24 protein-coding genes are annotated in these 24828 nt (G+C 71.6%); 15 read left to right on the top strand and 9 right to left on the bottom strand.

The genetic code is table 11. The annotated features are described in order from the left end of the window. Window positions 1-41: 41 nt before the first annotated feature. Entirely contained in the window at window positions 42-506 is a 465-nt protein-coding gene (locus ABZ272_RS22670; protein ID WP_355051916.1) for a PPOX class F420-dependent oxidoreductase, read from the top strand. Window positions 507-562: 56 nt separating this feature from the next. Here the strand turns inward: ABZ272_RS22670 and ABZ272_RS22665 are convergent, their stop codons facing one another. After that, window positions 563-1204, bottom strand: coding sequence for an NAD(P)H-binding protein (locus ABZ272_RS22665; RefSeq protein ID WP_355051915.1), 642 nt, complete (start codon window positions 1202-1204; stop codon window positions 563-565). A gap of 121 nt (window positions 1205-1325) precedes the next feature. On the opposite strand from ABZ272_RS22665, the gene ABZ272_RS22660 reads away from it, so the two are divergent. Beyond that, on the top strand, window positions 1326-1487 hold the full coding sequence (locus ABZ272_RS22660) for a hypothetical protein (RefSeq protein ID WP_355051914.1): 162 nt from the start codon (window positions 1326-1328) through the stop codon (window positions 1485-1487). Window positions 1488-1533: 46 nt separating this feature from the next. On the opposite strand, the gene ABZ272_RS22655 is transcribed toward ABZ272_RS22660, so the two are convergent. Beyond that, a complete protein-coding gene (locus ABZ272_RS22655; protein ID WP_355051913.1) occupies window positions 1534-2766 on the bottom strand; it encodes a serine hydrolase domain-containing protein in 1233 nt (410 codons plus the stop codon). Between the two features lie 83 nt (window positions 2767-2849). Between ABZ272_RS22655 and ABZ272_RS22650 the strand changes: the two genes are divergently transcribed. The 3 genes from ABZ272_RS22650 (at window position 2850) to ABZ272_RS22640 (ending at window position 4995) form a co-directional block, all read left to right on the top strand. Next, on the top strand, window positions 2850-3443 hold the full coding sequence (locus tag ABZ272_RS22650; RefSeq protein WP_355051912.1) for a pentapeptide repeat-containing protein: 594 nt from the start codon (window positions 2850-2852) through the stop codon (window positions 3441-3443). 176 nt (window positions 3444-3619) lie between these two features. Next, window positions 3620-4585, top strand: a complete 966-nt coding sequence (locus ABZ272_RS22645) for a hypothetical protein (RefSeq protein WP_355051911.1) — start codon at window positions 3620-3622, stop codon at window positions 4583-4585. Window positions 4586-4671: 86 nt separating this feature from the next. After that, on the top strand, window positions 4672-4995 hold the full coding sequence (locus ABZ272_RS22640; protein ID WP_355051910.1) for a hypothetical protein: 324 nt from the start codon (window positions 4672-4674) through the stop codon (window positions 4993-4995). Between the two features lie 12 nt (window positions 4996-5007). Here ABZ272_RS22640 and dacB read toward each other — a convergent pair whose 3' ends face one another. Continuing rightward, complete coding sequence (gene dacB, locus ABZ272_RS22635; RefSeq protein WP_355051909.1) at window positions 5008-6591, bottom strand: D-alanyl-D-alanine carboxypeptidase/D-alanyl-D-alanine-endopeptidase; 1584 nt, start codon at window positions 6589-6591, stop codon at window positions 5008-5010. Between the two features lie 51 nt (window positions 6592-6642). After that, window positions 6643-7377: an aquaporin gene (locus ABZ272_RS22630; protein ID WP_355051908.1), complete on the bottom strand. Its 735-nt coding sequence runs from the start codon at window positions 7375-7377 to the stop codon at window positions 6643-6645. Between the two features lie 275 nt (window positions 7378-7652). On the opposite strand from ABZ272_RS22630, the gene ABZ272_RS22625 reads away from it, so the two are divergent. Then, window positions 7653-7934: an adhesin gene (locus tag ABZ272_RS22625; protein WP_355051907.1), complete on the top strand. Its 282-nt coding sequence runs from the start codon at window positions 7653-7655 to the stop codon at window positions 7932-7934. A 6-nt stretch (window positions 7935-7940) separates the two neighbouring features. Here the strand turns inward: ABZ272_RS22625 and ABZ272_RS22620 are convergent, their stop codons facing one another. Beyond that, the gene (locus tag ABZ272_RS22620) at window positions 7941-9011 is read right to left on the bottom strand and encodes a hypothetical protein (protein WP_355051906.1); all 1071 of its coding nucleotides are present in this window, start codon (window positions 9009-9011) and stop codon (window positions 7941-7943) included. Window positions 9012-9103: 92 nt separating this feature from the next. Between ABZ272_RS22620 and ABZ272_RS22615 the strand changes: the two genes are divergently transcribed. The 4 genes from ABZ272_RS22615 to ABZ272_RS22600 all read left to right on the top strand — a co-directional run bounded on the left by ABZ272_RS22615 (window position 9104) and on the right by ABZ272_RS22600 (window position 14064). Next, complete coding sequence (locus ABZ272_RS22615) at window positions 9104-9997, top strand: sulfotransferase domain-containing protein (RefSeq protein ID WP_355051905.1); 894 nt, start codon at window positions 9104-9106, stop codon at window positions 9995-9997. Between the two features lie 243 nt (window positions 9998-10240). Next, complete coding sequence (locus tag ABZ272_RS22610; RefSeq protein WP_355051904.1) at window positions 10241-10633, top strand: cupin domain-containing protein; 393 nt, start codon at window positions 10241-10243, stop codon at window positions 10631-10633. A gap of 42 nt (window positions 10634-10675) precedes the next feature. Continuing rightward, window positions 10676-12472 (top strand): glycoside hydrolase family 15 protein, encoded by a 1797-nt coding sequence (locus ABZ272_RS22605; RefSeq protein WP_355051903.1) that lies wholly within the window; start codon window positions 10676-10678, stop codon window positions 12470-12472. A gap of 239 nt (window positions 12473-12711) precedes the next feature. After that, complete coding sequence (locus ABZ272_RS22600; protein ID WP_355051902.1) at window positions 12712-14064, top strand: pectate lyase; 1353 nt, start codon at window positions 12712-12714, stop codon at window positions 14062-14064. A gap of 40 nt (window positions 14065-14104) precedes the next feature. On the opposite strand, the gene ABZ272_RS22595 is transcribed toward ABZ272_RS22600, so the two are convergent. Beyond that, complete coding sequence (locus ABZ272_RS22595; protein WP_355051901.1) at window positions 14105-15295, bottom strand: threonine synthase; 1191 nt, start codon at window positions 15293-15295, stop codon at window positions 14105-14107. 14 nt (window positions 15296-15309) lie between these two features. Beyond that, complete coding sequence (locus ABZ272_RS22590) at window positions 15310-16359, bottom strand: DNA polymerase ligase N-terminal domain-containing protein (protein ID WP_355051900.1); 1050 nt, start codon at window positions 16357-16359, stop codon at window positions 15310-15312. A 94-nt stretch (window positions 16360-16453) separates the two neighbouring features. Between ABZ272_RS22590 and ABZ272_RS22585 the strand changes: the two genes are divergently transcribed. The 3 genes from ABZ272_RS22585 (at window position 16454) to ABZ272_RS22575 (ending at window position 18489) form a co-directional block, all read left to right on the top strand. Next, window positions 16454-17242 carry an aldo/keto reductase gene (locus ABZ272_RS22585; protein WP_355051899.1) on the top strand — a complete coding sequence of 263 codons (789 nt, stop codon included), beginning with the start codon at window positions 16454-16456 and terminating at the stop codon, window positions 17240-17242. A gap of 126 nt (window positions 17243-17368) precedes the next feature. Next, a complete protein-coding gene (locus ABZ272_RS22580; protein ID WP_355051898.1) occupies window positions 17369-17524 on the top strand; it encodes a hypothetical protein in 156 nt (51 codons plus the stop codon). After that, the gene (locus ABZ272_RS22575; protein ID WP_355051897.1) at window positions 17524-18489 is read left to right on the top strand and encodes an N-acetylmuramoyl-L-alanine amidase; all 966 of its coding nucleotides are present in this window, start codon (window positions 17524-17526) and stop codon (window positions 18487-18489) included. The genes ABZ272_RS22580 and ABZ272_RS22575 overlap by 1 nt, the downstream gene beginning before the upstream one ends. On the opposite strand, the gene ABZ272_RS22570 is transcribed toward ABZ272_RS22575, so the two are convergent. Both ABZ272_RS22570 and ABZ272_RS22565 read right to left on the bottom strand, forming a co-directional pair. Then, a complete protein-coding gene (locus ABZ272_RS22570) occupies window positions 18476-20044 on the bottom strand; it encodes a SulP family inorganic anion transporter (RefSeq protein ID WP_355051896.1) in 1569 nt (522 codons plus the stop codon). The two genes, ABZ272_RS22575 and ABZ272_RS22570, sit on opposite strands and share 14 nt — an antisense overlap. Before the next feature lie 110 nt (window positions 20045-20154). Further along, window positions 20155-21279 carry a cellulose binding domain-containing protein gene (locus ABZ272_RS22565; RefSeq protein ID WP_355051895.1) on the bottom strand — a complete coding sequence of 375 codons (1125 nt, stop codon included), beginning with the start codon at window positions 21277-21279 and terminating at the stop codon, window positions 20155-20157. Between the two features lie 299 nt (window positions 21280-21578). On the opposite strand from ABZ272_RS22565, the gene ABZ272_RS22560 reads away from it, so the two are divergent. Both ABZ272_RS22560 and ctaD read left to right on the top strand, forming a co-directional pair. Next, on the top strand, window positions 21579-22685 hold the full coding sequence (locus tag ABZ272_RS22560; protein ID WP_355051894.1) for an FAD-dependent monooxygenase: 1107 nt from the start codon (window positions 21579-21581) through the stop codon (window positions 22683-22685). A 130-nt stretch (window positions 22686-22815) separates the two neighbouring features. Next, entirely contained in the window at window positions 22816-24573 is a 1758-nt protein-coding gene (gene ctaD, locus ABZ272_RS22555) for a cytochrome c oxidase subunit I (RefSeq protein ID WP_355051893.1), read from the top strand. Window positions 24574-24828: the final 255 nt, after the last annotated feature.

Genomic DNA, 24828 nt, shown 5'->3' with positions numbered 1-24828 from the left:
CACCGCCCGCGGACCCGCCGCCGGCCTGGTAGGAACGAGTGATGGCACGCAGCATCGCGAAGAACACCCGGGTCGACCGGGACACCCTGCTCGATTTCCTCCGGCCGCGACACCGTGTCGTGCTGATGACCACCCGGGCCGACGGCCGGCCGCAGTCCTCCCCGGTCTCCGCCGGCATCGACGGCGAGGGTCGGCTGGTGGTGTCCACGTACCCCGAGCGGGCGAAGGTGACGAACATCCGCTGCGACCCCCGGGTCACGGCGTGCGTCCTCTCCGACGACTGGAACGGCCCGTGGGTGCAGATCGACGGCACGGCCGAGGTGCTGGACCTGCCCGAGGCGCTGGAGCCGTTGGTCGAGTACTTCCGCAGCATCTCCGGCGAGCACCCGGACTGGGACGACTACCGGGCGGCGATGGTGCGCCAGGGCAAGTCGCTGATCCGGGTGACCATCGACGCCTGGGGTCCGATCGCCACCGGCGGTTTCCCGGCCCGCCTCGCCGACTGACCGCCCGCTTCGAACCGACCGCTGAGGGCCGAGCCGTCCGCCGATCGTCGCGCTGATCAGTACGCGGCGGTGAAGCGCGTGTCCAGGTACCGGGGCTGCTCGATCTCGTCGACGATCGCGACCGCGAGGTCCTCGTAGGTCAGCACCGACCGGCCCTGGTCATCGGTGACCGGCTCGTCGGTGCCCGTGCGGTAGTGCCCGGTGCGGTCGCCGGGATGGAACTCCAGCGGCGGCGGCGAGACGTAGGTCCAGCGCACCCCGTCGGCGGAGCTGCGGTAGTAGTCGAGAGCGTCGGCCTGGCCCATCGCCGAGTCCCGGTACTGCTCGGGGAAGTCCGGCTCGTCGAGGAAGCGGGTGCCGCGCGGGGTGAGCAGGGTGGACCCGCCACCCAGATGGATGATCCGGGGCGCGGCCGGCATGGGCCGCAGGGTGGTCACCAGGGTCTCGGCGGCCGTGCGCCAGAGCCCGCGCTCGCCGCCGCCGATGGCCACCACCAGCGCGTCCGCGTCCGGCGCCAACTCCCGGACACTGCGTTCGCTGGTGGCGTCGCCGGTGACCGTCCGCACCCCGTCCGGGAGGTACGAGGTCGCCTCCGGGCGACGGACCGCGGCGATCACCCGGTGTCCCCGGTCGACGGCCTCGGCGGCGATCCGCGACCCGGCGGTGCCGCCCGCGCCAAACACGACGATGGTGCTCACCAGCCCAGGCTAGGGCCGGCCCGCCCCGGAGATGCCGTTATGACGAACCCGGTCGGGCGGCGACGGGACCGGCGCGCTCGCCTACAGCCAGTACCGGCTCGCCTCGGGCTGGAACACCGGCGTGGCGATCAGCAGCCTCGTCGCCGCCGACATGAACGCCGACGGTGTGGCCGACCTGTGGGCCGTGTTCCCCGACGGCAGCGTGCCGGCGTACCTGATTTCGAACCTCTCCGTCAGCAAGCCGGCGAAGATCCGCGCGATCCAGCCGCAGCAGCTCGGCTGAGCTGCGGTGCGGGGTCCGTCAGCCGTGGGCGACGGACCCCGCGCCCTCAGTCGACGAGTGCGGCGTAGACGAGTTGGCGCAGCTGGGAGCGGAGGGGATGGGTGCTCGACGGCAGGAGCTGGGTGAAGAGCATCGCGGTGATCTCCTCGGTCGGGTCCACCCAGAAGGCGGTGCTGGCGACCCCGCCCCAGTAGTACTCGCCGACGCTGCTCGGCACCCGGCTCGGAATCGGGTCCTCGACGACCGCGAAGCCGAGGCCGAAGCCGACCCCGTCCAGGGTGCTCTCGGCGAAGCCGCCGGTGGACAGGGTGCCCAGGTCCTGCCCGCCGGGCAGGTGGTTGCGGGCCATGAAACGCACCGTGCGCGGCCCGAGGAGACGTACGCCGTCCAACTCGCCGCCGCGCAGCAGCATCTGGGTGAAGCGGTGGTAGTCGGCGGCGCTGGAGATGAGGCCGCCGCCACCGGAGAGCAGGTCGGGCTTGTGGTGCGCCAGAGCGCCGAGCCGGTCGTAGCGGAACGCCTGCCCGGTGCGCGGATCCGGCGCGTAGAGCGCGGCCAGCCGCTCGGCCTCGTCGCCCTCCACCCACCACCGGGTGTCCGTCATGCCCAGCGGGGCGAAGATCCGGTCGGCGAAGAAGGCGTCGAGGCTCTGCCCGGAGACCACCTCGACCAGCCGACCGAGCACGTCGGTGGCGACCGAGTAACCCCAGGCCGTGCCGGGCTCGAAGAGCAGGGGGAACTCGGCGAAGGCCGCGCAGGCCGTGGCCAGGTCGACGCCCGCCGGCGGGTACATGTCGTAGCCGGCGGCCCGGTAGAGCCCGTCGACCACCGACGTCTGCATGAAGCCGTACGTCAGGCCGGACGTGTGGGTGAGCAGGTGCCAGACCCGGATCGGCTCGGTCGCCGGCACCGTGTACGGCTTGAGCGTCGAACCCTTCGAGTAGACCCGCAGGTCGGCGAACTCGGGCAGCCAGCGGCTGATCTCGTCGGTCAGCTCGAAGCGGCCCTCCTCCCACAGCATCATCGCCGCGACCGAGGTGATCGGCTTGGTCATCGAGTAGATGCGCCAGAGCGTGTCCGCCCCGACCGGCGCACCCGACTCGCGGTCCCGCAGGCCGTACGTCGAGGAGTGCGCCACCTCGCCGCGGCGGGTGACCACCACCTGCCAGCCGGCGAGCCGGCCGTCGTCGACGTACCTGCCGAAGTGTTCGTCGATCCGGGCCAGCCGTTCCGGGTCGAAGCCGATCTCATCCGGGTCCTTGCTCCGCGCCACACTCACGCCGCCGAAACTACTCGCCGGTACGCCGCTACCGGAAGGGGCGGCTCCCCGGTGGTGTCGGTCGGCGGCACTAGCCTGGCCGAATGCCGGAGTTGACCGAGGACGTGACCTTCCGCAACGAGGACTGGTACGGCGAGGAGTTGGCCGACCGCCACTTCGTTGCCTGCGAGTTCTTCGACGTGGACCTGACCGAGGCGGTCACCCGGGGCGCGGTCTTCACGGGATGCACGTTCGGCAACGTGCGGTTCAACGCGTCCCGGCACCTCGACTCCGCGTTCACCCGCTGCGTCTTCAAGCGCTGCAACTTCTTCGAGGCCGAGTTCACCGGCTGCAAGCTGGTGGGCAGCACCTTCGTTCAGTGCGAGCTGCGCCCGTTGCGCGTCGACGGCGGCGACTGGTCGTTCGTCGCGCTACCCGGCGCGGACCTGCGCGCCGTCCGGTTGAGCGACGTGCGGATGCGCGAGGCCGACCTGACCGGCGCGAACCTCACCGGGGCCACCGTGACCGGCGTCGACCTCTCCGGAGCGCAACTTCAGCGCTGCCGCCTCGGCGGCGCCGACCTGCGGCGCAGCGATCTCACCGCGCTCGACCCGACCTCGGTCGAGCGGGCCGGCGCGCTCGTGGACGCCGAGCAGGCTCTCGTCATCGCGCAGGCGCTCGGCTTCCGCATCGGCTGACCCGGGGTGACCGCCGGACGGTGAGACGGCCGTCCCATACCGTCCCGATCCGGACTGGACACGTCATGCTGTCCCGATTTAGCGTGTCGACCACGCCGGTGCAATCGTGAACGACCCACAGTGGACGGTCGATCCGTCACGTGCGGTGGCGGTCGGGCGGCAACGTGGAGGAGTCGGTGGCGGACGAGGACCGTACGCGGGATGGTTCGCGGGCCGGGGACGAGCCGGCCGCGCGACCCGCGTCGCACCGGCCACGATCCGCTGCGGCCGGACTGGGTCACCGAGCGCTGCGTCGGCTCGCTCGCGCCCGGCAGCGGCGGCGTTGGGCCCTGGAAGGGGTCGGCGCGGTCGTCTGTCTCGTGGTGCTCGTGGCGTACCTCGGTTCGCGGTCCGGCCCGGATTCGGGCGACGCGACGGTCGGCGGCCCGGGCGGTGTGCCCGCCGGCGCCGCCCGTCCGACGGGACTGCCGGGCGCGGACGGACGTACCGGCGAGGCCGGCCCGGCGCTGCCGGGTCTGCGGCCCCGGCAGCGGCCACCCTCACCCGAGCCGACGCCGTCGACCAGCCCACCCGCCCCCGAGTCGGAGAAGCCGGCCGCGTCGCTGCTGTCGGTGACCCGCGCCGAGGTGCCCGCCGAGGTCGACCTGACCGCCGTGGGCACCCGGGACTGGATGCACTGGGGGCCGGGCGGCGGCAACTCGACGGTCCGCAAGCAGTCCGGCTCCGGGGAGATCGTCGACGGGGGCGGAAAGGGTCGCCGGATCGGCTGGGACGGCAACCAGGAGGTCGTCCGCTGGTCCGACGGCGTGCCCGACCGTTGGGACCGGGGCAGCTCGGACGGTGTCTACACCTGTGGCGTGGGCAATGGGTTCAGCCTGACGGTCGTCGGCAGCGGTGCGCCGCGCACGGTCCAGGTGTACGCCGGAATCTGGATGGCGCGCGGTCGGCTCGACGTGCGGTTGTCGACGGGCGGGCCGGTCAGCACCCTCCGCCTGGAGGACCCGTACACCAGTCAGAGCGCCCAGTTCGTCATCCGGTTCGCGGCGCCGAAGGACGCCCGGCTGGTGGTGAGCTGGACGGTCGAGAAGGTCTACACCGAGCACTGCGGGAACGTCGGCCTCCAAGCCGTCGCGCTGCGCTGAGCGGGACAGTTTGTCCGTCGCCCTCCGTCGGTGACGACGTAACTTTCTGCTGTCCCCGTCCACCTTCCACTGTGGAGGCAGCGCAGATGAGCAGCAGTACCGCCCACCGCGTCCGTCCTGCCGTTTCTCCCGGCGTCGACGAGCCGGAGGTGCTCCGCGACATCCCCCTGCCGCCGTACGTGACGGGCGAGGATGCCCAGTTCGCGGTACGCGCGGTGGTCGTACACGCGCCCCGGCGCTGGTCCGGTGGGGTGGTCTGTCGCAACGACGCCAGCCCCCACCCGTGCCGGCTGCACCGGTGGGGCACCCGGGTGTTGACGCTCCGCGGCCTGCACGCCGCCGAGATCGCCGCGCTCATCGAGCGCGGCGACCCCGCGGCGGTACCCCCCACACCGAAGCGACCCGCCTGACCCACGTGCTGATCAGCAGGTGATCGGCTTCACCCAGGAGCACTCCACGCCCTCCGGCGTACGCGGAGCCTGGGGCACCTCGGGCGCTGCGACCCGGGCCGCGCTCGCGCCGTCCTCGCGATGGCTGGCCAACGTCACCGCGATCTGGTCCTCCAGCGCCTTCACCGACGCCGTCAGGTAGTTGTTGAGCAGGATGGAGAACGCGAGCAGGTGGCCGTCGGCGCTGGTGACGTAGCCGGACAGCGCCGATACACCGGTCAGGCTGCCGGTCTTGGCGTGGACGTTGCCCGCCGCCGGGGTACCGGCCATCCGGCTGCGCAGCGTGCCGCCGACGAACCGCTCCGGTTGCCCCGCGATGGGCAGCGCCGCGTACCAGGTGGGGAACCAGGGCTGGGCTCGCACGGCGGCCAGGAGGTCGACGAACTCCGCCGCCGGCACCAGGTCGCGGCGGGACAGGCCCGAGCCGTCGCGCTGGCGCAGCGTCCCGGTGTCCATTCCGGTGTCGGCGACGTACTCGCTGATCCCGGTGAGACCGGCGGACCAGGTGCCGGTGCCGGAGAGCACCCGGCCGATCTCCTTGGTCAGCACCTCGGCGTGCCCGTTGTTGGAGAGCTTGAGGAAGGGTGTCATCAGCTCACCCAGGCTCATCGAGTCGTGTCTGGCCACCGGGTTGGCCGTCTCCGGCGTGGGCTCGCCGAGTACGGTCCGGCCGAGCACCCGCACGCCGTGCCGGCGCAGTGCCGCCCGGAAGACCTCGGCCGCGAGCCCGGTGGGCTCCCAGACGGTCACCCAGTCGCTGGTGGGCTCGTCGCCGACGGCGATCTGGCCGGTCACCACGACCGTGTTGCCGCCGTGCGCACGCTCGATGGAGATCGAGGTCTCGCCCTCGCTGACCGTCTCGGCCCGGTTGTCGATGCGGACGTAGCTGGTGGGTGGTGTGGTGGTGACCACCGGCCGGGCGCCGGCCCGGTCGGCGGGCGCGGCGTGCACGATCACGGTGCCCGCGTCGTAGTCGGTGTCCGGGGCGACGGTCAGCGCGGAGACCTGCGCGGCGTAGTAGTAGGGCTCGTCGTCCCACGTCCAGTCCGGGCCCAACCGGGCGCGGTCGTAGCGGGTGTCGTCGGCCACCAGGTTGCCGGTGACGACCCGGACACCGGCGGCGGCGACCTGCGCGGCGAGCGCGTCGTAGTCGGCCGCCAGCATGGTCGGATCGCCGCCGCCGCGTAGGTAGAGATCGCCGGAGAGCAGCCCGCCGCGGCGCGGGCCGGTGGTCTGCACGTCGGTGCGGAAGTGGTGGCCGGGACCGAGCAGCCCCAGAGCGGCGGTCGAGGTCAGCAGTTTGGTGTTGGAGGCCGGGATCAGCCGCCGGTCACCGTTGCGGTCGTAGAGGGTCTGCCCGGTGCTGGTGTCGACGACGACCACCGACGTCTGCGCGCCGGCCAAGCGGCTGTCGGCGAGGATCGCGTCGATGGCGGCGCGCAGTCGGGTCGTCGCGGGGGTGGGCGACTCGGCGGTGGCGCCGGACGCGCCCACGGTGGCCACGGTGGCGACCAGCGCGAGCAGGGCGACGGCGCGCGGAAAGAGACGACGGTGCATGCGCCGATGCTGCCATGAAGGTTATCGCCGGAGAAGACTCTCCTACGAAGCTTATTGCCCTTCGCGGTGTCCCGGTCGGCCGAGCCCTCGTTCGTGGCCGCCCCAGTAGTGCCGTTGCCCGCCCATCACCAGCGGGGCCACCAACGCGGCGAGCGCCCCGCCGAGCAGCGGAAAGACGATGAACACCCAGAGTTGGCGGAGCGCCACCCCGCCCTCGAAGACGGCCGGGCCGAAGGCGCGGGCCGGGTTGACCGCCGCGCCGGTCAGCGTCACGCCGACGAGTTGGGTCGCGGCCAGGGCCAGACCGATGGCAACCCCCGCGATGCCGGGGTTCTCGCTGCGACTGGTCACGACGAGCACGACCAGGACGAAGAGGAAGGTCAGCACGATCTCCAGTACGGCGGCACCACCCCGGTTGATGTGCGCGCCGTACCCGTTCGAGCCCAGCGCCCCGGTCTGGTCCGCGACGTCACCCCACCGGGTCAGTGCCCAGAGCAGGAAGCCGGCCACGGTCGCCCCGACGAACTGCGCGATCCAGTAGGCGACAGCGCCGATCACCGAAATCTTGCCGGAGAGCAGGACGCCGAGCGTAACCGCCGGATTGACGTGACTGCCGGAGAGCGGGCCGATCGTGTAGACGAGGGCCAGCATGACGAACCCGAAGGCCAGCGCGACGACCACCACGCCGCCCTGGACCCGCGCGGCGACGGCCGCACCCACGCCGAAGAAGACCAGGAGCAGCGTGCCGAGGAATTCGGCGGCCGCACGGCGGGCGTCATCCATCATTTACTCAGCGTAAGGATAGTTCCGCTCGCTGGTGGGCAAATCAGCGTCGTGACCAGCGCGGAAGCGAGAGCGGGACTGATCCGGCTCTATTTGACGTATCGCTCGGTAGCGGGCACCGTGGGCTGGGAAGGGGCCCGTCAGCCGCCCCGATTCGACGCGACGGCGATGACCGTCCGTATCTCCCGTCGCCTCCCACGCGTGCTCGTACGCGGGTCGATTGTCCGCCTCTGCACGAGAAGCGACCGCGAGCCGAGAAACCACGAGGAGTTCCACCAATGCTCACCATGACCGACAACGCCGTGCTCGTCATCCGTGACCTCGCCAACCAGCAGGACGTGGCTCAGGACGGTGGCGTGCGGATCGCCGCCGACACCGACGCCGGATCGCTCACCGTGGAGCTGGTGCCCGAGCCGGAGCAGGGTGACCAGGTCGTCGACAACCAGGGCGCGCGGATCTTCCTCGACCCGGACGCCGCCGAACTGCTCGGCGACGCCTCGGTGGACGCCACCGTCGACGACGAGGGCATCATCCAGTTCGGCTTCACCGAGAAGCAGTAGGGGCTCTCACCGGGGCGATCGCCCCCGCTGCGGAGGCCCCGGCCGGGAGTCCCAACCCGATTGGCCGGGGTCGTCGGGTCGCAGCAGTGCGGCGAGGACGTGCGCCACATGGTGCGACGTGCTCCACGCCGTCCAGTTGGCGGCGGAGCCGGCCCCGGCCCCTCGCCGTGCGCGGCGGAGCAGCTCGTGGTCGCCCCAGGAGAATGTGGCGCCGACGCCCGACCAGTGCGGTGCCGTCACCAGCGTTCGGCACAGGTCGGCGAAGCGGTCGTCGCCCCGGCCGCCCCGGCGCGACCAGCGGTAGACCCACCAGCCGTCGTCGGCGGTGTACCGCACGGTGGGTAGCCGGTCGCCGGGGTCTCCCGAATCGGGCAGCGCCGAACCGACCCCGTAGTCGCCGTAGTCGACTCCGACGTCGGCCAGCCGCTGCCAGAGCTGCCAGTCCCAGCGTTCCAGCCGAACCGGCTCGTCGATGGGCAGCCGGGACAGCGTCGGCGGCATGCCGCCCGCCGCCACCGTCGCCGAGCGCCAGGCGTGGCGACGGGCCCAGTCCAGCAGCCGCCTCACCCGGGGCTCCGCCACCCGTACGTCCGCCGGGCAGCAGACGTCACCCGCGTCCACCAGCAGGTCGCACTCCTCCGGCGCGAGGCCGGTGTGCCGCCAGATCCGCTCGACGGCGGTCGTGTCCGCGTCCGGGCCCGCCCGGTCGTGCGCGGCTCGCACCCGGACCAGCGCCCGCCGGGCGTACGCCCGGGCCGCCGCGCCGTGCGCGACGAGCCGCCGCTCACTCTCCGCGAGGCCGATGACGGGCATCAACGGTACGCCCCACCGGACCAGCTCGGTGTCGACCGAGTCGGGCTGTGCGGTCACGTCGACGGCCGGCAGCAGGCCGACCGGTAGTCGGCGCAGGCCGTCCCTCGTGGAACGGTCGACGGCCTCGACCTCCAGGATCGGCGCGATCAACGGGACGGCCGCGGGATCGAGGTGGGTCAGGGCTTCCAGCTCGCCGCGTCGGCGGCTGGCGAGGATGGGGCGGTAGACCGGCGCCACTGCCCGGCCCCCGTGGGCGGGCACCATACTTCAATCTAGTCAGGCATTCGCATGCCTCCACACTTTCTGGTACCGAAAATCGGCTGTCCGGCTGTCGGTTCGGCGACTACGCTCGCCCGATGTCCGCGTCGCCGTACCGTTACCGCTCCACCGACGAGGACAGCGCCCGCTGGGTCGGTTTCCCGTTCCGCGATGGCGACATCGTGATCAGCACCCGCTCCAAGAGCGGCACCACCTGGATGCAGATGATCTGCGCGCTGCTGGTGCTGGGCACTCCGGAGCTTCCGGCGCCGCTGTCCGAGTTGTCGCCCTGGCTGGACTGGTTGGGCGAGCCGCGGGAGGTGGTGTACGAGCGGTTGGCCGCGCAGCCGCACCGCCGGTTCATCAAGACGCACACCCCGCTGGACGGGGTACCGCTCGATCCCCGGGCGCACTACGTGGTGGTGGCGCGGTATCCGCTGGACATGGCCGTCTCCCTCTACCACCAGGCGGGAAACCTGGACCGGACCCGACTCGCGGAGCTCACCGGTCAACCCGCGCCGGCGGGACCGCCGCGTGACCGACCATCGCTCGGGCAGTGGCTGCCGAGCTGGATCGACCAGGAGGTCGACCCGCGCGTCGAGCTGGACTCGCTGCCCGGGGTGTTCTGGCACCTGCGCGACGCCTGGGCCCGCCGGCACGAGCCGAACGTCGCGCTGGTGCACTACGACGACCTCCGCGCCGACCTGGGCGCACAGATGCGACTGCTGGCCGACCGCTGGGGTGTCGAGGTGCCCGCCGGACGGTGGCCCGCGTTGGTCGAGGCGGCCACGTTCGACCGGATGCGCGAGCGCGCCGACCAACTCGCCCCGGACACGCTCGGCGTGTTGCGGAACCGCCAGGCCTTCTTCCGTCGCGGCGGCTCGGGGCAGGGGCGTGACCTGCTCGACTCGGCCGCGCTGGCCCGCTACGAGCGGCGGGCGCAGGAGCTGACCCCGCCCGACCTGCTCGCCTGGCTGCACCGCGACACCTGAGACGTACGGGAACGAGCGCGCGGCGCCGCTGCGTTCGTGGTCGCAACGTCGCCGCGCTCTGGCCGTCTCCCACCACCGCAGCCGTTCGGCGGTACGCCAGCGGGGACCTGGCTCGACCGGCCGTTCGCGCCGGTCAGCGTTGTCGATCCCCGGTCGGCACGGATCCAAACCTGCCGACCGTGGGGAATTCCACCATCTGCCAGTCCCGGCGTGACGCGTGATCGAACGGGGTATGAGCGGGCCATGGAGCATTTCACGATCGCGACCGTCGCCGAGAAGAGCCCGGACTTCCGGCGGGTGCTGTGGACCGGCGAGCACACCCAGTTGGTGATCATGACCATTCCGCCGGGCGGGGAGATCGGTGAGGAGGTGCACGAGGGCATCGACCAGATCCTGACGTTCGTCAGCGGGACGGGCGAGGCCCGGGTCGCCGGCGAGAAGCGGGAGGTCGTCGCGGGTGACCTGGTCGTCGTCCCGTCCGGCACGAAGCACAACTTCGTCAACACCGGTCCGAATCCGCTGGTGCTCTACACCGTCTACGGCCCTCCGGAGCACGCCGACCAGGCGGTGCACCACACCAAGGAGGAGGCGGACCGGGCCGAGGAGGCCGGCGAGGACGAACCGCCGACCGCGTGACGGCGTTGGCCTGAATCGGGCCGATCCGGGTACGCGCGGCTGGTGACTCAGCCGCCGATCTCCGACTACGGGTTCCTCTCGGACTCCCGTTCCGGAGCGCTGGTCGGTGTCGACGGCTCGATCGACTGGTGGTGTCCGCACCGGTTCGACGGCGCCTCGGTCTTCGGCCGGCTGCTCGACCCGGACGGTGGGCACTTCCGGTTGGCGCCGGTCGACGCCGGTGGCCCCGGTTACCGGGTCGAGCGCGCCTACCGGCCCGACACGCTCATCCTGCGGACGGTGCACCACACGCCGCACGGCAGCGTGTCGGTGACGGACGCGCTCGCCGCCGAGCCCGGGGCCCGCGCGCACGAGTTGGGTGTGAACTCGCCCGCCGTACTCGTCCGCGTGGTCGAGGGCCTGTCCGGGCGGGTCCGGATGGCGCTGGACTTCGCTCCCCGCCCGGAGTACGGCCTGCTCACGCCGTACCTGCACGAGCAGCCCGACGGCGCGGTGGTGGCCGACGCCGGGCCGGTGGTCCTGGTGCTGCGGGCCGGGGGCATGCCGCTGCGGGCGAGCCGGGACCGGGTGACCCACGAGTTCGAGGTCTCCTCCGGCCAGGTGGTGGGGATCGACGTGGCGTTCGGGCAGACGTACGGCGAACCACCGGTCCAGGTGGACCCGCTGGCCGCCCTCGCCGACACGACCCGGGCCTGGGAGGCGTTCCGGGACACGCACACGTACTCGGGCCGGTACCCGGAGCTGGTGCGGCACAGCGCGACCGTGTTGACCGGCCTCACGTACGCCCGCAGCGGCGCGGTGGCGGCGGCGTTGACCAGTTCGCTGCCGGAGCAGATTGGCGGCGACCGCAACTACGACTACCGGTACTCCTGGTTGCGGGACTTCTCGCTGACGATGCGGGCGCTCTGGGTGGCCGCCTGTCCGGAGGAGACGTCGCGGTTGTTCGCCTGGGCGGCCCGGTCGATCGGGCAGTTTGGCGACGAGCCGGTGCCGGTGCTCTTCGGGTTGGAGGGCGAGCGTGACCTCTCCGAGCACCACTGCAATCACCTGCGCGGATACCACGACAGTCGCCCGGTGCGCGTCGGCAACGACGCCTGGAAGCAACGGCAGCTCGACGTGCCGGGTGAGGTGCTGTCGGCGGTGTGGCGGCTGCGCGACTACCTGGGCACGACGTTCGAGTCGGAGCTGCGGGAGATGGTCCTCGGCCTGACCGAGCAGGTGGCCGCGACCTGGCACCTGCCGGACCGGGGCATCTGGGAGACCCGGGACGAGGAACGGCACTACCTCTCCTCGAAGGTCTCCTGCTGGTTGGCCATGGATCGGGCGGTGGGGCTCGCCGACCGGCTCGGTGAGCGGGCCGACCCACGCCGGTGGACCGGCATCCGCGACGAGATCCGTGAGACGGTGCTGCGCGAAGGCTGGAACGACCGGATCGGCGCGTTCACCGGCTCGTTCGGCTCGGCCGAGCTGGATGCCTCGGTGCTCGCCCTGCCGGTGGCGCACTTCCTGCCGGCGACCGATCCCCGGATGCGCTCGACCATCGCCATGGTGGAGCGTGAGTTGGGCACGGAGGACGGCCTCGTCCGGCGCTGGACGACCGACCCGGCCGGCTTCCTGCTGTGCTCGTTCTGGCTGGTGGAGTGCCTGGTGATGGCGGGTGAGCCGCGGCGGGCCGAGGAGCTGTTCGAGCGCGTGGTGGGCCGCGCCAACGACGTGGGCCTGTTCAGCGAGCAGATCGACCTGACAACCGGGGCGCAGCTCGGCAACATGCCGCAGGCGCTCTCCCACATCGGGCTGATCAACGCGGCCTGGCGGTTGACCGAGCCGAACAGCTTCTGATTCCGCGGCGCCGAAATCCTGCAACAGACCTGCAAGCGTCAGGCATTGACGCTGATATCTGCGTGGTCCTAGCCTCGGAGAGACGGGAAAGCCCTTTCCCACGGCTTTCATCCCGCTTCACCCGCTGTCGGATCCGGGCGGGGCACACCGATCCCGCTCTCGCGTCAGCGCGCCGTACCGGCACGTCTCCGCGTGTCCGCGTCCCGGGATCACCACCACCCGCGTCAAGGAGGACAACCGTGCACAGGAGACGACGACCACTGGTGCTGGCGGTGTGCGCCGGCGTGACCGTGGCGGCCCTCGCCGCCAGCATGACCTCGGCCTTCGCGGCCACCATCTTCACCGACACCTTCAGCGACGGCGACGCCTCCGGCTGGTCCAAGTCCGGTGGCACCTGGGCGGTCGACGGTGCGGGGGTGTTCCAGCAGTCCAACGCGGGCAGCGAACTGGCCCGGCAGTTCGCCGGCGACACCGGGTGGACCGACTACGCCGTGCAGGCCCGCGTCCGGCCGGGGAGCTTCGGCTCGTCCAGCGCCCTGGTCGGGCTCGCCGCCCGCTCCACCAGCAGCACCAGGATGTATCGCCTCGCCCTGCTCGGCTCCGGCCGGGCCGAACTCCAGGCCGTCAACGGCGGCAGCGTCACGGCGATCGGCTCGGCCCCGCTCGGCGTCACCACCGGCACCTGGTACACCCTGCGCGTCGAGGTCAACGGCAGCACCGTCCGGGGCTTCGTCAACGGCGCGCAGATCGCCTCCGGCAGCAACAGCCTGGCCGGCGCCGGGCGGATCGGCCTGGTCACCGCGTACGCCAGCGGCGGCTTCGACGACGTGGTCGTCGACTCCTCCGGCGGCGGCACCCCGACCACACCGCCGGCCACCAGCACGCCGCCGCCCACGACGTCGAGCCCGACCGCCCCGCCACCCTCCGGGTGGCCGACGCCGACCAACAGCCAGAAGGTGGACGCGACGATCCCGGTGTCCGGCACCTTCGACGGAGGGCTGAGGCGCTACTACGGCATCGGCGACGGTGGGCAGAGCGAGAGCCAGGACCCGATGTTCGAGCTGGCCGCCGGCGCCACCCTGCGGAACGTGATCATCGGTGCGCCGGCCGGTGACGGCGTGCACTGCGAGGGCGACTGCACCCTGGTCAACGTCTGGTGGGAGGACGTGGGCGAGGACGCGGCCACCTTCCGGGGCGGCACCACGTACACCGTCGACGGCGGCGGCGCGCGGTCCGCCAGCGACAAGGTCTTCCAGCACAACGGCCCGGGCACCGTCTACATCCGGAACTTCCAAGTGGAGAACGCCGGGAAGCTCTACCGCGCCTGCGGCAACTGCTCCACCTCGTACCAGCGCCACGTGGTGATCGACAACGTGGTCGTCCGCGACACCGACACGATCGCCGGCATCAACACCAACTGGGGCGACACCGCCCGCTTCAGCCGTGTCACCATCGTCGGCGACCCGGACCGGGAGACCTCGATCTGCGTCAAGTACAAGGGCGTACCCAAGGGCAGCGAACCGACCAAGATCGGCGAAGGCGCCGACGGCGTCAACTGCCTCTACACGCCCTCCGACATCACCTACCGGTAGGCGCGGCACGCCGGCATCCCGCGCCGCGCGGGATGCCGGCTCAGGCCAGCACGGGTACGCCGGAGACGTCGACCGTCTCCGGATACTTCAGCCCCGCGCCGGTGTTGAGCACCACCACCCGTTCCCCGGCCCGGATCCAGCCACCGGCGCGTAGCTGGCGTGCCGCCGTCAGGCAGGCCGCGCCCTCCGGGCAGAGCAGCAGCCCCTCCCGGGCCGCGAAGTCCCGCAAGTCGGTCAGGATCTCCGCGTCGTCGACCGCGACGGCGGTGCCGGCGGACGCCCGCAACGCCGCCAGGATCAGCTCGTCACCCAGCGGCGACGGCACGGTGATGCCGAACGCCACCGTGTGCGCGTCCTCCCACGGGCGGGCCCGGGACTCGCCGGCGGCGAAGGCCCGCACGATCGGCGCGCAGCCGGTCGACTGCACCGCCACCAGCCGGGGCAGCTTGTCGCCGACCCAGCCCAGCTCGCGCATCTCGTGCAGCGCCTTGTGGATGCCGATCAGGCCGACCCCGCCACCCGTCGGATAGATGATCACGTCCGGCGCCTGCCAGCCGAGCTGCTCGACGATCTCGTACCCCATCGTCTTCTTGCCCTCCAGGCGGTAGGGCTCGCGCAGCGTGCCGGCGTCGAAGATCGCGCCGTCCGACTCGGCGACCAGCTCGGCCACCCGCCGGCCCGCGTCGCCGATCAGCCCGTCCACCAGGCGCAGATCGGCGCCGGCGGCCACGCACTCGCGCCGGCAGATGGTCGGCGCCGCCAACGGCATGACGATCGTGGCCCCCATTCCGGCGCGCGCCGCGTAGGTGGCCCACGCCGACCCGGCGTTGCCGTTGGTGGGCATCGCGATCCGCTTGACACCCAGCTCGCGGGCGCGGCTCACGCCGACCGCCGCGCCGCGCGCCTTGAACGAGCCGGTGGGGATCAACCCCTCGTCCTTGACCATGAGGTCCGCGATGCCGATCTCGCCGCCGTACGCCGGAGCGCGCAGCAGCGGTGTCCAGCCCTCACCGAGCGTGGTGACGTGCCGGGGGTCGGCGACGGGCAGCAGCTCCCGGTACCGCCACAGGTCCGCTGGGCGCAGGCCGAAGCGCTCCGGGGTGACCGCCTTCGCGACCGCCGGCAGGTCGTACCGGGCCAGCAGCGGGGAACCGCAGTCGCAGAGGTTCTGCACCTCGTCGGCGGCGTACTCGAGGCCGCAGCGCGGGCAGTCCAGGTGGGTCAGGTACACGTCGCTCCTCGCCGTCAGGCCGCGTCGACACTCAGCCAGCGCCGACTGCGTACGCCCGGCTCGTAGACCGAGTCGAGCCGCTTGGCGACGACACCGGGCAGCCCCTGCTCCCGCCCGGTGCGCAGGGCCTCGTCGCCGGCACCGGAGAACCACGGCGGAGTCTGCCAGTGCGTACCGGCCAACGCCAGCCCATCGAGCAGTTCGCGGCGTTGCGCGTACGGGACGTCGATGCTGCTCACGCCCTCCAACCACAGCAGGTCGACGAGCAGGAACTGCGCGCCGGTCGGCACCCGGCCCCCGCTGGTCGGGCGGGCCGGACGCACCCGGCCCGAGCCGTCGATGCGCACCAGTACACCGTCGAGCACCGCCTCGGTCGGCGCCAGGGCCTCGGCCATCGCGCGCAGCCACGGGTACCCGCCGGTGATCTCCTCGTCGGTCTCGGAGAGCAGCCGTAACCGCCCGCCGGAGACGTACGCCACCGCGCGGACCCCGTCCCAACGCAGCTCGTACCCCCATTCGCCGGCGTCGCGCGGCAGCCCGGCGGCGGGCGTGGCGTGCATCGGGCGGACCAGCTCGGGCATCGGCGTCCAGCCCGGCGGCGCGGGATCCGTGCGGCGGATCATCCAGTCCCGACCGCCGGTGGCGAACAGCGCGTACCGGCCCTCGGTGCGCGCGCCGGAGAGCGTCACGATGACCTCGTCGTCGCGCCACTTCTCGCAGCGGTACGTGCCCCGGTCGTGGATGATCATCCGGCCGCCCCCGTACTCGCCGGCCGGGATCTCGCCGGCGAAGTCGAGGTACTCCATCGGGTGGTCCTCGGTATGGACGGCGAGGTGGTTGCGGCCCGGGTCGCGGGGCAGGCCGCGCGGCACCGCCCAGGACGCGAGCACGCCCTCGTGCTCCAACCGCAGGTCCCAGTGCAGGCTGCGGGCGTGGTGCTGCTGGATGACGAAGCGGGCGCGGTCGCCGTCGTCGCCGGCCGGTCGGGGCGTCGCCCGCGGCACGGGCTCCGGCGTGCGGGCCGCGTCGCGCCGGCGTCGGTACTCGTCCAGCCGGTCCGTCACACCCGCATTCTCCGGCAAAGCGGGCCCTCGCGCTGGCCGCCGGAGTGTCCGATTCGCTCGGCGGCCGGGCATGAGGCGGGGTAGAACGGACTCCATGGACCTCCGCGACCAGCCCACCGCCCTGCTTCCGGGTGACGTGCGAATGCCCCTGCTCGGCTTCGGCACCTGGCAGGCCACCGGCCAGGCGGGCTACGACGCCGTGCTGGCCGCGCTCGACACCGGCTACCGGCACCTCGACACCGCCACCGTGTACGGCAACGAGCGGGAGGTGGGTCGGGCGGTCCGGGAGAGCGGGCTGCGTCGGGAGGATATCTTCCTCACCACGAAGCTGCCGCCGGACCGGATCGGCCGGGAGCGCGAGACCCTGGAGGCCAGCCTCGAGGCGCTCGGCGTCGACCAGGTGGACCTCTGGTTGATCCACTGGCCGCCGTCGTCGGCGGCGGACAGCATCCCGCTGTGGCGTGAGTTGCTGGCCGCCCGGGACGAGAACCTGACCCGGGCCGTCGGGGTCAGCAACTACAGCACGAGCGAGATCGACGAGCTCATCCAGTCGACCGAGGAGAACCCGGCGGTCAACCAGATCCGGTGGAGTCCCGCGCTCTACGACCGGCAGCGGCACGCCGAGCACCGGGACCGGGGCGTCGTGCTGGAGGGGTACAGCCCGTTCAAGACCAGCGATCTCAGCGATCCGGTGCTGACCAGGATCGCCGCGGCGCACGGCGTCTCCCCGGCGCAGGTGGTGCTGCGCTGGCACATCGACCACGAGATCGTGGTGATCCCCAAGTCGGTGACGCCGGAGCGGATCACCGCCAACTTCGACGTCTTCCACTTCTCGCTGACGGCGGAGGAGATGCGCGACATCGACGCGCTCGGCGACGCCTGAGGCGGCGAATTCCTTCAGGCCCCGGGTGGCAGGTGAAGGGTATCGACATCGACGCATGTGACGGTATAGCGTGCCGTCATCACGTCCGTCGATCCGTTCCCCACCCGCCTCAGCTGGAGGATCGCCATGGCCCGACCACCGTCCATCCGCCTGCGCCGTCGTGGGGTGCTCGGCATCCCCGCCCTGGTGGCCGCCGCTCTGATCGTCGTGGTCCGGCCCGCCCCGGCGAGCGCCGCGCCGAAGGCTCCGGAGTGCCTCGCCGACCTGCTCGGGGAATCCTGATGGCCACCATTCCCTGGCTGGTGGACGTGCTGCGCGCCGCCGGGGTGCAGGTCGTCGTCGAGGGTGACTGGCTCAACCGGATGCGGCCCGGCTCCTTCGACCCGATCGGGGTGCTCTGGCACCACACGGCCTCGACCTCCAGCGCCAGCAACCCGCACCCCGCGCTCGGCATCTGCATCAACGGCCGCTCCGACCTGGCCGGCCCGCTCTGCCAGGCCCTCGTCGACTACAACGGGGTCTTCCACGTCATCTCCGCCGGCCGCTGCAACCACGCCGGGGTCAGCGGCGGCAGCGGACCCATCCCGGCAGGCGACGGCAACACCCTGATGATCGGGTGGGAGATCGACTACAACGGCGTCGACCAGCAGATGACGACCGCGCAGTACAACGCCTCGATCGCCGCCACGGCCGCCGTGCTCACCCGGCTGGGTCGAGACAGCAGCTACGCGCGCGGTCACCGGGAGACCAGCACCACCGGCAAGATCGACCCGTCCTTCATCGACCTGAACGTGATGCGGGCCGACGTCGCCGCGAAGATGGCCGGCGGCAGTACGGCCTGGTCGTCGATCGTGGACAACACGACCTCCGGGCGCTTCACCGCCAGCGCCAACTGGGGTGTGTCGACGTTCTCCACCCAGCGGTACGGCGCCGACTACCGCTACGCCGACCCCGTCGCGGCCAGCGACCCGGCCTGGTACCGGTTCAACGTCCCGGCGACCGGCAACTACCGGGTGGACGCGTGGTGGCCGACGAACAGCGGCTACAACAGCGCCGCCCCGTACATCGTCGCCACCACCACCGGCAACCGGACGGTGTACGTCGACCAGCGCGCGACCGGCGGGCAGTGGCGCGTCCTCGGCACGTTCACCCTGCCGGCCGGGGACGCCAACCGGGTGGCGGTGAGCCGGTGGAGCAACGCGACGGGCCTGGTCATCGCCGACGCCGTACGCCTCACCCGCGTCTGACCCGCCAGCTTCGGGGCGGTCGGGGTGTCCCCGGTACGGGGATGCCCCGACCTTCCGGAGCCTGAGGGGTCACGCACGGTGCGGTGCGTTTGCCGGTGCCGAGCCCGTCGGTGCCCGCCCGATGCAGCCACGAGCCGTGCACCTCGCTGACCTGCGCGCTGCCACCGGACCGCGTGTAGGACCTCTGCCAGTCGCGGATGGTCTCGTAGGCGCCGTGGTCGAGATAGTCGAGGTGCAGCTCGACGTCGACGTGCTGCCCCGGGGGCAGGGCGGCGAGTCGGCGGGTGAGCCGTCCGCAGGCGACGAAGGCGAGCGTTCCGGTGATCGACACGTGCCAGGCGCCGGGCTCCGGCTCGGTGACGTGGATGTCGCAGCGGGCCAACCGCCACAACATGAACAGCGCCGCTGTCGCCATGCCCAGCCCGACCCCGATCAGCAGGTCCGTCGCGGCCACGCCGACCGCGGTGACCACGTAGATGGGCAGCTCCCGGTGCCGGGCGTAGGTGCGGATCTGGGCGAGGCTCACCAGCCGCAGGCCGACCACCACGAGAACGGCGGCGAGGGCGGCCATCGGGATCATCTCCAGCAGCACGGAGCCGGCCAGCACGAACCCGGCGATCCAGACGCCGTGCAGGATGGCCGACGCCCGGGTGCGTGCTCCGGCGGCGACGTTGGCCGAGCTGCGCACGATGACGCCGGTCACCGGAAGGCCGCCGAGCGTTCCGGACACGGCGTTCGCCGCGCCCTGGGCGATGAGCTCGCGATCGAGGTTCGCGCGTGGGCCGTGGTGCATGCGGTCGACGGCCACCGCCGAGAGAAGAGATTCCACGCTCGCCACCAGGGCGATGGTGACGACTGCCGGGAGGACTTCCCACGGCGGCGAGTCGGGCCAGCGGGGGAGGGCGAGCGCGCTCAAGGGGTTGGCGGGCAGATTCACCCGCTCCACGTCGGCGTCGAGGACCGTCGCCACCACGGTGGTGACCACCACCGCCACCAGGGTCGCCGGCAGCATGGTGGTCTTGACCAGGCGTGACCAGACCAGCAACAGCGTGATGGTCAGCGCGCCGAGCAGCACGGACACGCTGTGGTGGTCGGCGACCTGGCCGGGCAGGTCACGCAGGTTCGCCCACGCGGAGCTCTGGGGCTCGCCGCCGAGCGCGACGTGCACCTGGCTCAGCGCGATGACCAGGCCGATGCCGGCCAGCATTCCGTGTACGACCGTTGGCGACAGCGCGAGCGCGGCCCGCCCGAGGCGGGTGACGCCCAGCACGATCTGCAGCAGCCCGGCGACGGTCACGATCGCGGCGGCGCCGGCGAAACCGAACTCGGCGATGGTGCCCGCGACGATCACGGTGAGCCCGGCCGCTGGTCCGCTGACCTGAAGCGGCGCGCCGCTCAGCGCGCCGGCGATCACCCCGCCCACGACGGCGGCGATCAGCCCGGCCAGCAGCGGTGCTCCGGAGGCGGCGGCGATGCCCAGGGACAACGGGATGGCGATCAGGAAGACCACGATGGACGAGGGGATATCGTGCCGAAATGACGCTAAAGCCGACATCTCTGGAAAGCTACCGAGATAATATTAATGCATAGTTAAGCGTGATTCTTTCACCCGCAATACGAGCGGGGCGCGACCGCTTGGTCGCGCCCCGCCGGTGTGGTGTCGGATCAGTTACGCGAACAAGTCGTCCCGTTCAGCGAGAAGTTGGTCGGGGACGAGTACGACCCGTTCAGCGTCCCCTGGTAGCCGAAGCTGGCCGTACCCCGGGGAGCGATGGAGCCGTTGTGGCTCACGTTCCGGGCGGTCACCGCGGAGCCGCTCTGGCTGACCGTCGCGTTCCAGGCGTTGGTGACCGTCTGCCCGCCGGGCAGGTTGTAGGTGAGCGTCCAGCCGTTGATGGTGCTGGACCCGTTGTTGGTGATCTGCACGTCGGCGGTGAAGCCGTTGTTCCACGAGTTGGCCGTGTACTTCACCGCGCAGCCCGAGGTGCCGCCCGGCGGCGGGGTGGTCGGCGGCGGGTTTGTGGGGTTGCCGCCGCCGTTGACGTTGGCCGAGAACGAGGTCACCGCGAGCCCGACGCCGCCCTGCCACGGCTCGAAGCCGGCCTGGATGCTCGTCAGGTACCAGGAGTTCGTGATCGCGCCCCGGTTGCGGGTGTCGTTGATGAAGTCCATGACGCTGAAGTTCAGGCTGGAGACGGCCGACGACGCGACGTACGAGATGACGTTGTTCGAGCCGTTGCTGCCGCGCCAGACCTCCCAGGTACGGCCGGCCAGGTTCGTCGTGCCGACCACCGAGCCGATGGGCTGGATCGGGCCCTGGCGGTTGAGCCAGATCATGATCTCCATCTGGTTGACGCCGTCCCGCTTGGGCGACGGGTCCAGCCAGATGTCGTACGAGGCGTTGTAGGTCGCGCCGCTCACGTACCGGTAGCTGATGCTGCTGGTGGCGCTGCTGATCTGCGACACCTGGATCGGCAGGTTCGTGCCGGGGGAGCAGTTGGTGTAGTGGCAGCCGAAGAAGATCGAGGGGTACGCCGTGGGCGCGCCGTTGGTGGGGCTGCTGCCGTTCAGCGTGGTGATCTCGAAGCCGTTGCTGGTGGCGTTGATGCACTGCTGGGCGGTCGTGCCCCACCGGTTGTTCTGCACCACGTAGCGGCCCTGGATGACGGTGGAGCCGTACTGCTCGCAGATGAGGGTGTCGGCGGAGGCGCTGCCGCCGAGGGCCACGGCCACGAGGGAACTGGTGAGCAACAGCCCGGCGGCGGCCAGGGCTCGAAGGTGACGCTTCATGACGCTCCTTGACTCGGCGCAAGCTGGGCGCCGGCTGTGGTGGGGTGGCGCGGGAGCGCTCCCACGCTCAACGACACATTTACATGTCTGAAACTGTGGCGCAACCGCGTACGTCAAACTGGCGAATTGTGAGGATTGCCACGCCCGCTCCGGACGGCTGTCAGCTCACATCCCGGTCAGTGGCGGCGGCCGCCGGCAAGCGGTTCGCGCCGGGCCGATCGGCTCTGGTGTGCGTCGATCGCTCCGAGTAGCGTGTTGCCTCCAACGCGTGCCGTTCCCCTCCGGAGGCGTACACCACCATGCGTAGCTCCCCCCTGCGCATCCTCATCGTCGGTGCGGGCATCGCCGGCCTGGCCGTGGCCCGGGCCCTGCGCCTGGCGGGCTTTCGGCCGGATGTGACCGACAAGCTGCCGGCGGGAGAGTCGACCGATGTCGGCCTCTACCTGCCCGGCAACGCCGCCCGCGCGCTGCACCGACTGGACCTGCACGATCCCGTCCGTCCTCTCGGGCAGGTGATCCACCGGCAGCGCTTCTTCGACGCCTCCGGGGCCCCGCTCTGCCAGGTCGACCTGGACGCGCTCTGGGCCGGCGTCGGGGAGTGCCGGGCGCTGCCGGGGAGCGACCTGCACCGGGTCCTGCTCAGCGGCGCCGGCGGCGCCGTCCGCCACGGCGCCGAGGTCCGCACCCTCGAGCTGCTGCCGGGCGCCGTCGGCGTCACCTTCACAGACGGCACCCGCACCGAGTACGACCTGGTCATCGGCGCCGACGGACCACGTTCGTCGGTCCGGACCCTGGCCGCGCTCGGTGGGCCGCCCCGCCCGGCCGGGCACGTCGTCTACCGGGCCGTCCTGCGCGACGGGCCGACCCTCACCGACTGGACCGCGCTGCTCGGGCAGCGCTGCGGCCTGCTGCTCGTGCCGATCGGGGAGGGCCGGCTGCACTGCTACGCCGACGAGGCGGGCACCGAACCGCCCGCCGACCCGCTGGCCCGACTGCGGGAACTCTTCGCCGACTACCGGGGCCCGGTGCCCGAGGTGCTCGACACACTCGACCGGGTGGACGTCGGGATCACCGACGAGGTCGAGCTGGGCCGCTGGCACCGGGGGAGGGTGCTGCTGGTCGGCGACGCCGCCCACGCCACCGCGCCCACCCTGTCGCAGGGAGCGGCGATGGCCCTTGAGGACGCCGTGGTGCTGGCCGAATCATTGCGCGCGGCCGGCAGCGTCGAGGCGGCGCTGATGGCGTACGAGAGTCGTCGTCGCCCCCGTACCCGATGGGTGGCCGACCGGACCCGGGACCGCAACCGGACCAGGGACGTCCCGCCGGCGCTGCGCGACCCGCTGTTGCGCGGACGCGGCGGCCGGATCTTCGGGGAGCACTACCGGCTACTGGTCGGCCCGCTGTAGGCCCGTTGTAGATCGTGTCACGCCACCCCACGCGGCGCTGCGACCTGCCGGGGACTATCCTCCTTGCGGATGACGGCCCGCCGATAACCAGCGTGAGCCGAGCGGGACAACCGAGAACCGGAGGCCACTCGTGACCACCGTCGCACCCAAGCCGGTCGTGACCCGGCCCTGGCCGGTCCGGGAGCCGGTCAAGGGGTCGGCCATCGCGCGGCTGCTGCGAACCACGGACGCGAAGCAGATCGGGATCATGTACATGATCACCGCATTCGCGTTCTTCCTGATCGGTGGCGTGATGGCCCTGATCATGCGGGCCGAGCTGGCCCGGCCCGGGCTGCAGTTCCTGTCGCCCGAGCAGTACAACCAGCTCTTCACGATGCACGGCACGATCATGCTGCTGTTCTTCGCGACGCCGATCGTGTTCGCCTTCGCGAACTACATCGTGCCGATCCAGATCGGCGCGCCCGACGTCTCCTTCCCCCGCCTGAACAGCTTCGCCTACTGGCTGTACCTGTTCGGCGGCACGATCGCGACCGCCGGCTTCCTCACCCCGGGCGGCGCCGCCGACTTCGGCTGGTTCGCGTACGCGCCGCTGAGCAGCGTCGAGCACTCGCCCGGCGTCGGCGCCAACATGTGGATCATGGGCCTGGCCATCTCCGGTCTGGGCACGATCCTCGGCGCGGTGAACATGATCACCACGGTGCTCACCCTGCGCGCGCCCGGCATGACCATGTTCCGGATGCCGATCTTCACCTGGAACATCCTGGTCACCAGCCTCCTGGTGATCCTGGTCTTCCCGCTGCTGGCCGCCGCGCTGTTCGCGCTCGCCGCGGACCGCATCCTCGGCGCACACGTGTACGACCCCGCCACCGGCGGACCGATGCTCTGGCAGCACCTGTTCTGGTTCTTCGGGCACCCCGAGGTGTACATCGTCGCGCTGCCGTTCTTCGGCATCATCAGCGAGATCATCCCGGTGTTCTCCCGCAAGCCGATCTTCGGCTACAAGGGCCTGGTCGCCGCGACCGTCGCCATCGCCGCGCTGTCGATGAGCGTGTGGGCGCACCACATGTTCGCCACCGGCCAGGTGCTGCTGCCGTTCTTCAGCTTCCTGAGCTACCTGATCGCGGTGCCCACCGGCATGAAGTTCTTCAACTGGATCGGCACCATGTGGCGGGGCCAGATCAGCTTCGAGACGCCCATGCTCTGGGCGGTCGGCTTCCTGGTCACCTTCCTCTTCGGTGGTCTCACCGGCGTGCTGCTGGCCAGCCCGCCGCTCGACTTCCACGTGTCGGACTCGTACTTCGTGGTGGCGCACTTCCACTACGTGCTCTTCGGCACCATCGTGTTCGCGGTCTTCGCCGGCATCTACTTCTGGTTCCCGAAGATGTTCGGCCGGATGCTCGACGAGCGCCTGGGCAAGGTGCACTTCTGGCTCACCATGATCGGCTTCCACACCACCTTCCTGGTGCAGCACTGGCTCGGCGCCGAGGGCATGCCCCGTCGGTACGCCGACTACCTGCCCGGCGACGGGTTCACCACGCTGAACACGATCTCCACGGTCGGTGCGTTCATCACCGGTATCTCCACGCTGCCGTTCATCTACAACTGCTGGAAGTCGTACAAGACCGGTCCCGTGGTCGAGGTGAACGACCCCTGGGGTCACGGCAACTCGCTGGAGTGGGCGACCAGCAGCCCGCCGCCGCTGCGCAACTTCGACCGGATGCCGCGCATCCGCTCCGAGCGGCCGGCGTTCGACGCGAAGTTCCCGGAGCTGGCCGCCGGCCAGAGCGTGGCCGGCCCGCCGGAGGGTGGCGCCAAGCCGCTCACCAGCGAGTCGGACGGCGGTGCCACCTACACCGAGGACACCGCCAGCAACCTCGACCGGCACTGACGCTCGGCCAAGCTCGTACGACGGGCGCCGCCCCCGGGTCCACCGGGAGCGGCGCCCGCCGCGTTACATGCCCCTCCCGCACCCGCACGCGTCGCGCTCGTCGCGCTCCCCGCGCCCGCCGTGCTCCCCGCGCCCGCCGCGCTCCCCGCGCCCGCCGCGTCGATCTGTGAGTGGGGTTGTCAAGTGGCGGTGCGGTGGTGGGTGGTGATGATGCGGTAGAGCTGTCGGGCGATGTAGCGCTTGAGGCAGCGGTTG

This window comes from Micromonospora sp. NPDC005979 (assembly GCF_040614415.1).
Classification (GTDB): domain Bacteria; phylum Actinomycetota; class Actinomycetes; order Mycobacteriales; family Micromonosporaceae; genus Micromonospora.
Note: the sequence above shows the minus strand (reverse complement) of the source record. Positions and strands in the feature narration are given on the sequence as shown.

Bases quoted from the DNA above. Each gene is read 5' to 3' on its own strand.
- ABZ272_RS22670 (WP_355051916.1), top strand. From the start codon at position 42: ATGGCACGCAGCATCGCGAAGAACACCCGGGTCGACCGGGACACCCTG.
- ABZ272_RS22650 (WP_355051912.1), top strand. From the start codon at position 2,850: ATGCCGGAGTTGACCGAGGACGTGACCTTCCGCAACGAGGACTGGTAC.
- ABZ272_RS22640 (WP_355051910.1), top strand. From the start codon at position 4,672: ATGAGCAGCAGTACCGCCCACCGCGTCCGTCCTGCCGTTTCTCCCGGC.
- dacB (WP_355051909.1), bottom strand. From the start codon at position 6,591: ATGCACCGTCGTCTCTTTCCGCGCGCCGTCGCCCTGCTCGCGCTGGTC.
- ABZ272_RS22630 (WP_355051908.1), bottom strand. From the start codon at position 7,377: ATGATGGATGACGCCCGCCGTGCGGCCGCCGAATTCCTCGGCACGCTG.
- ABZ272_RS22625 (WP_355051907.1), top strand. From the start codon at position 7,653: ATGCTCACCATGACCGACAACGCCGTGCTCGTCATCCGTGACCTCGCC.
- ABZ272_RS22620 (WP_355051906.1), bottom strand. From the start codon at position 9,011: ATGGTGCCCGCCCACGGGGGCCGGGCAGTGGCGCCGGTCTACCGCCCC.
- ABZ272_RS22615 (WP_355051905.1), top strand. From the start codon at position 9,104: ATGTCCGCGTCGCCGTACCGTTACCGCTCCACCGACGAGGACAGCGCC.
- ABZ272_RS22610 (WP_355051904.1), top strand. From the start codon at position 10,241: ATGGAGCATTTCACGATCGCGACCGTCGCCGAGAAGAGCCCGGACTTC.
- ABZ272_RS22585 (WP_355051899.1), top strand. From the start codon at position 16,454: ATGGACCTCCGCGACCAGCCCACCGCCCTGCTTCCGGGTGACGTGCGA.
- ABZ272_RS22580 (WP_355051898.1), top strand. From the start codon at position 17,369: ATGGCCCGACCACCGTCCATCCGCCTGCGCCGTCGTGGGGTGCTCGGC.
- ABZ272_RS22575 (WP_355051897.1), top strand. From the start codon at position 17,524: ATGGCCACCATTCCCTGGCTGGTGGACGTGCTGCGCGCCGCCGGGGTG.
- ABZ272_RS22570 (WP_355051896.1), bottom strand. From the start codon at position 20,044: ATGTCGGCTTTAGCGTCATTTCGGCACGATATCCCCTCGTCCATCGTG.
- ABZ272_RS22565 (WP_355051895.1), bottom strand. From the start codon at position 21,279: ATGAAGCGTCACCTTCGAGCCCTGGCCGCCGCCGGGCTGTTGCTCACC.
- ABZ272_RS22560 (WP_355051894.1), top strand. From the start codon at position 21,579: ATGCGTAGCTCCCCCCTGCGCATCCTCATCGTCGGTGCGGGCATCGCC.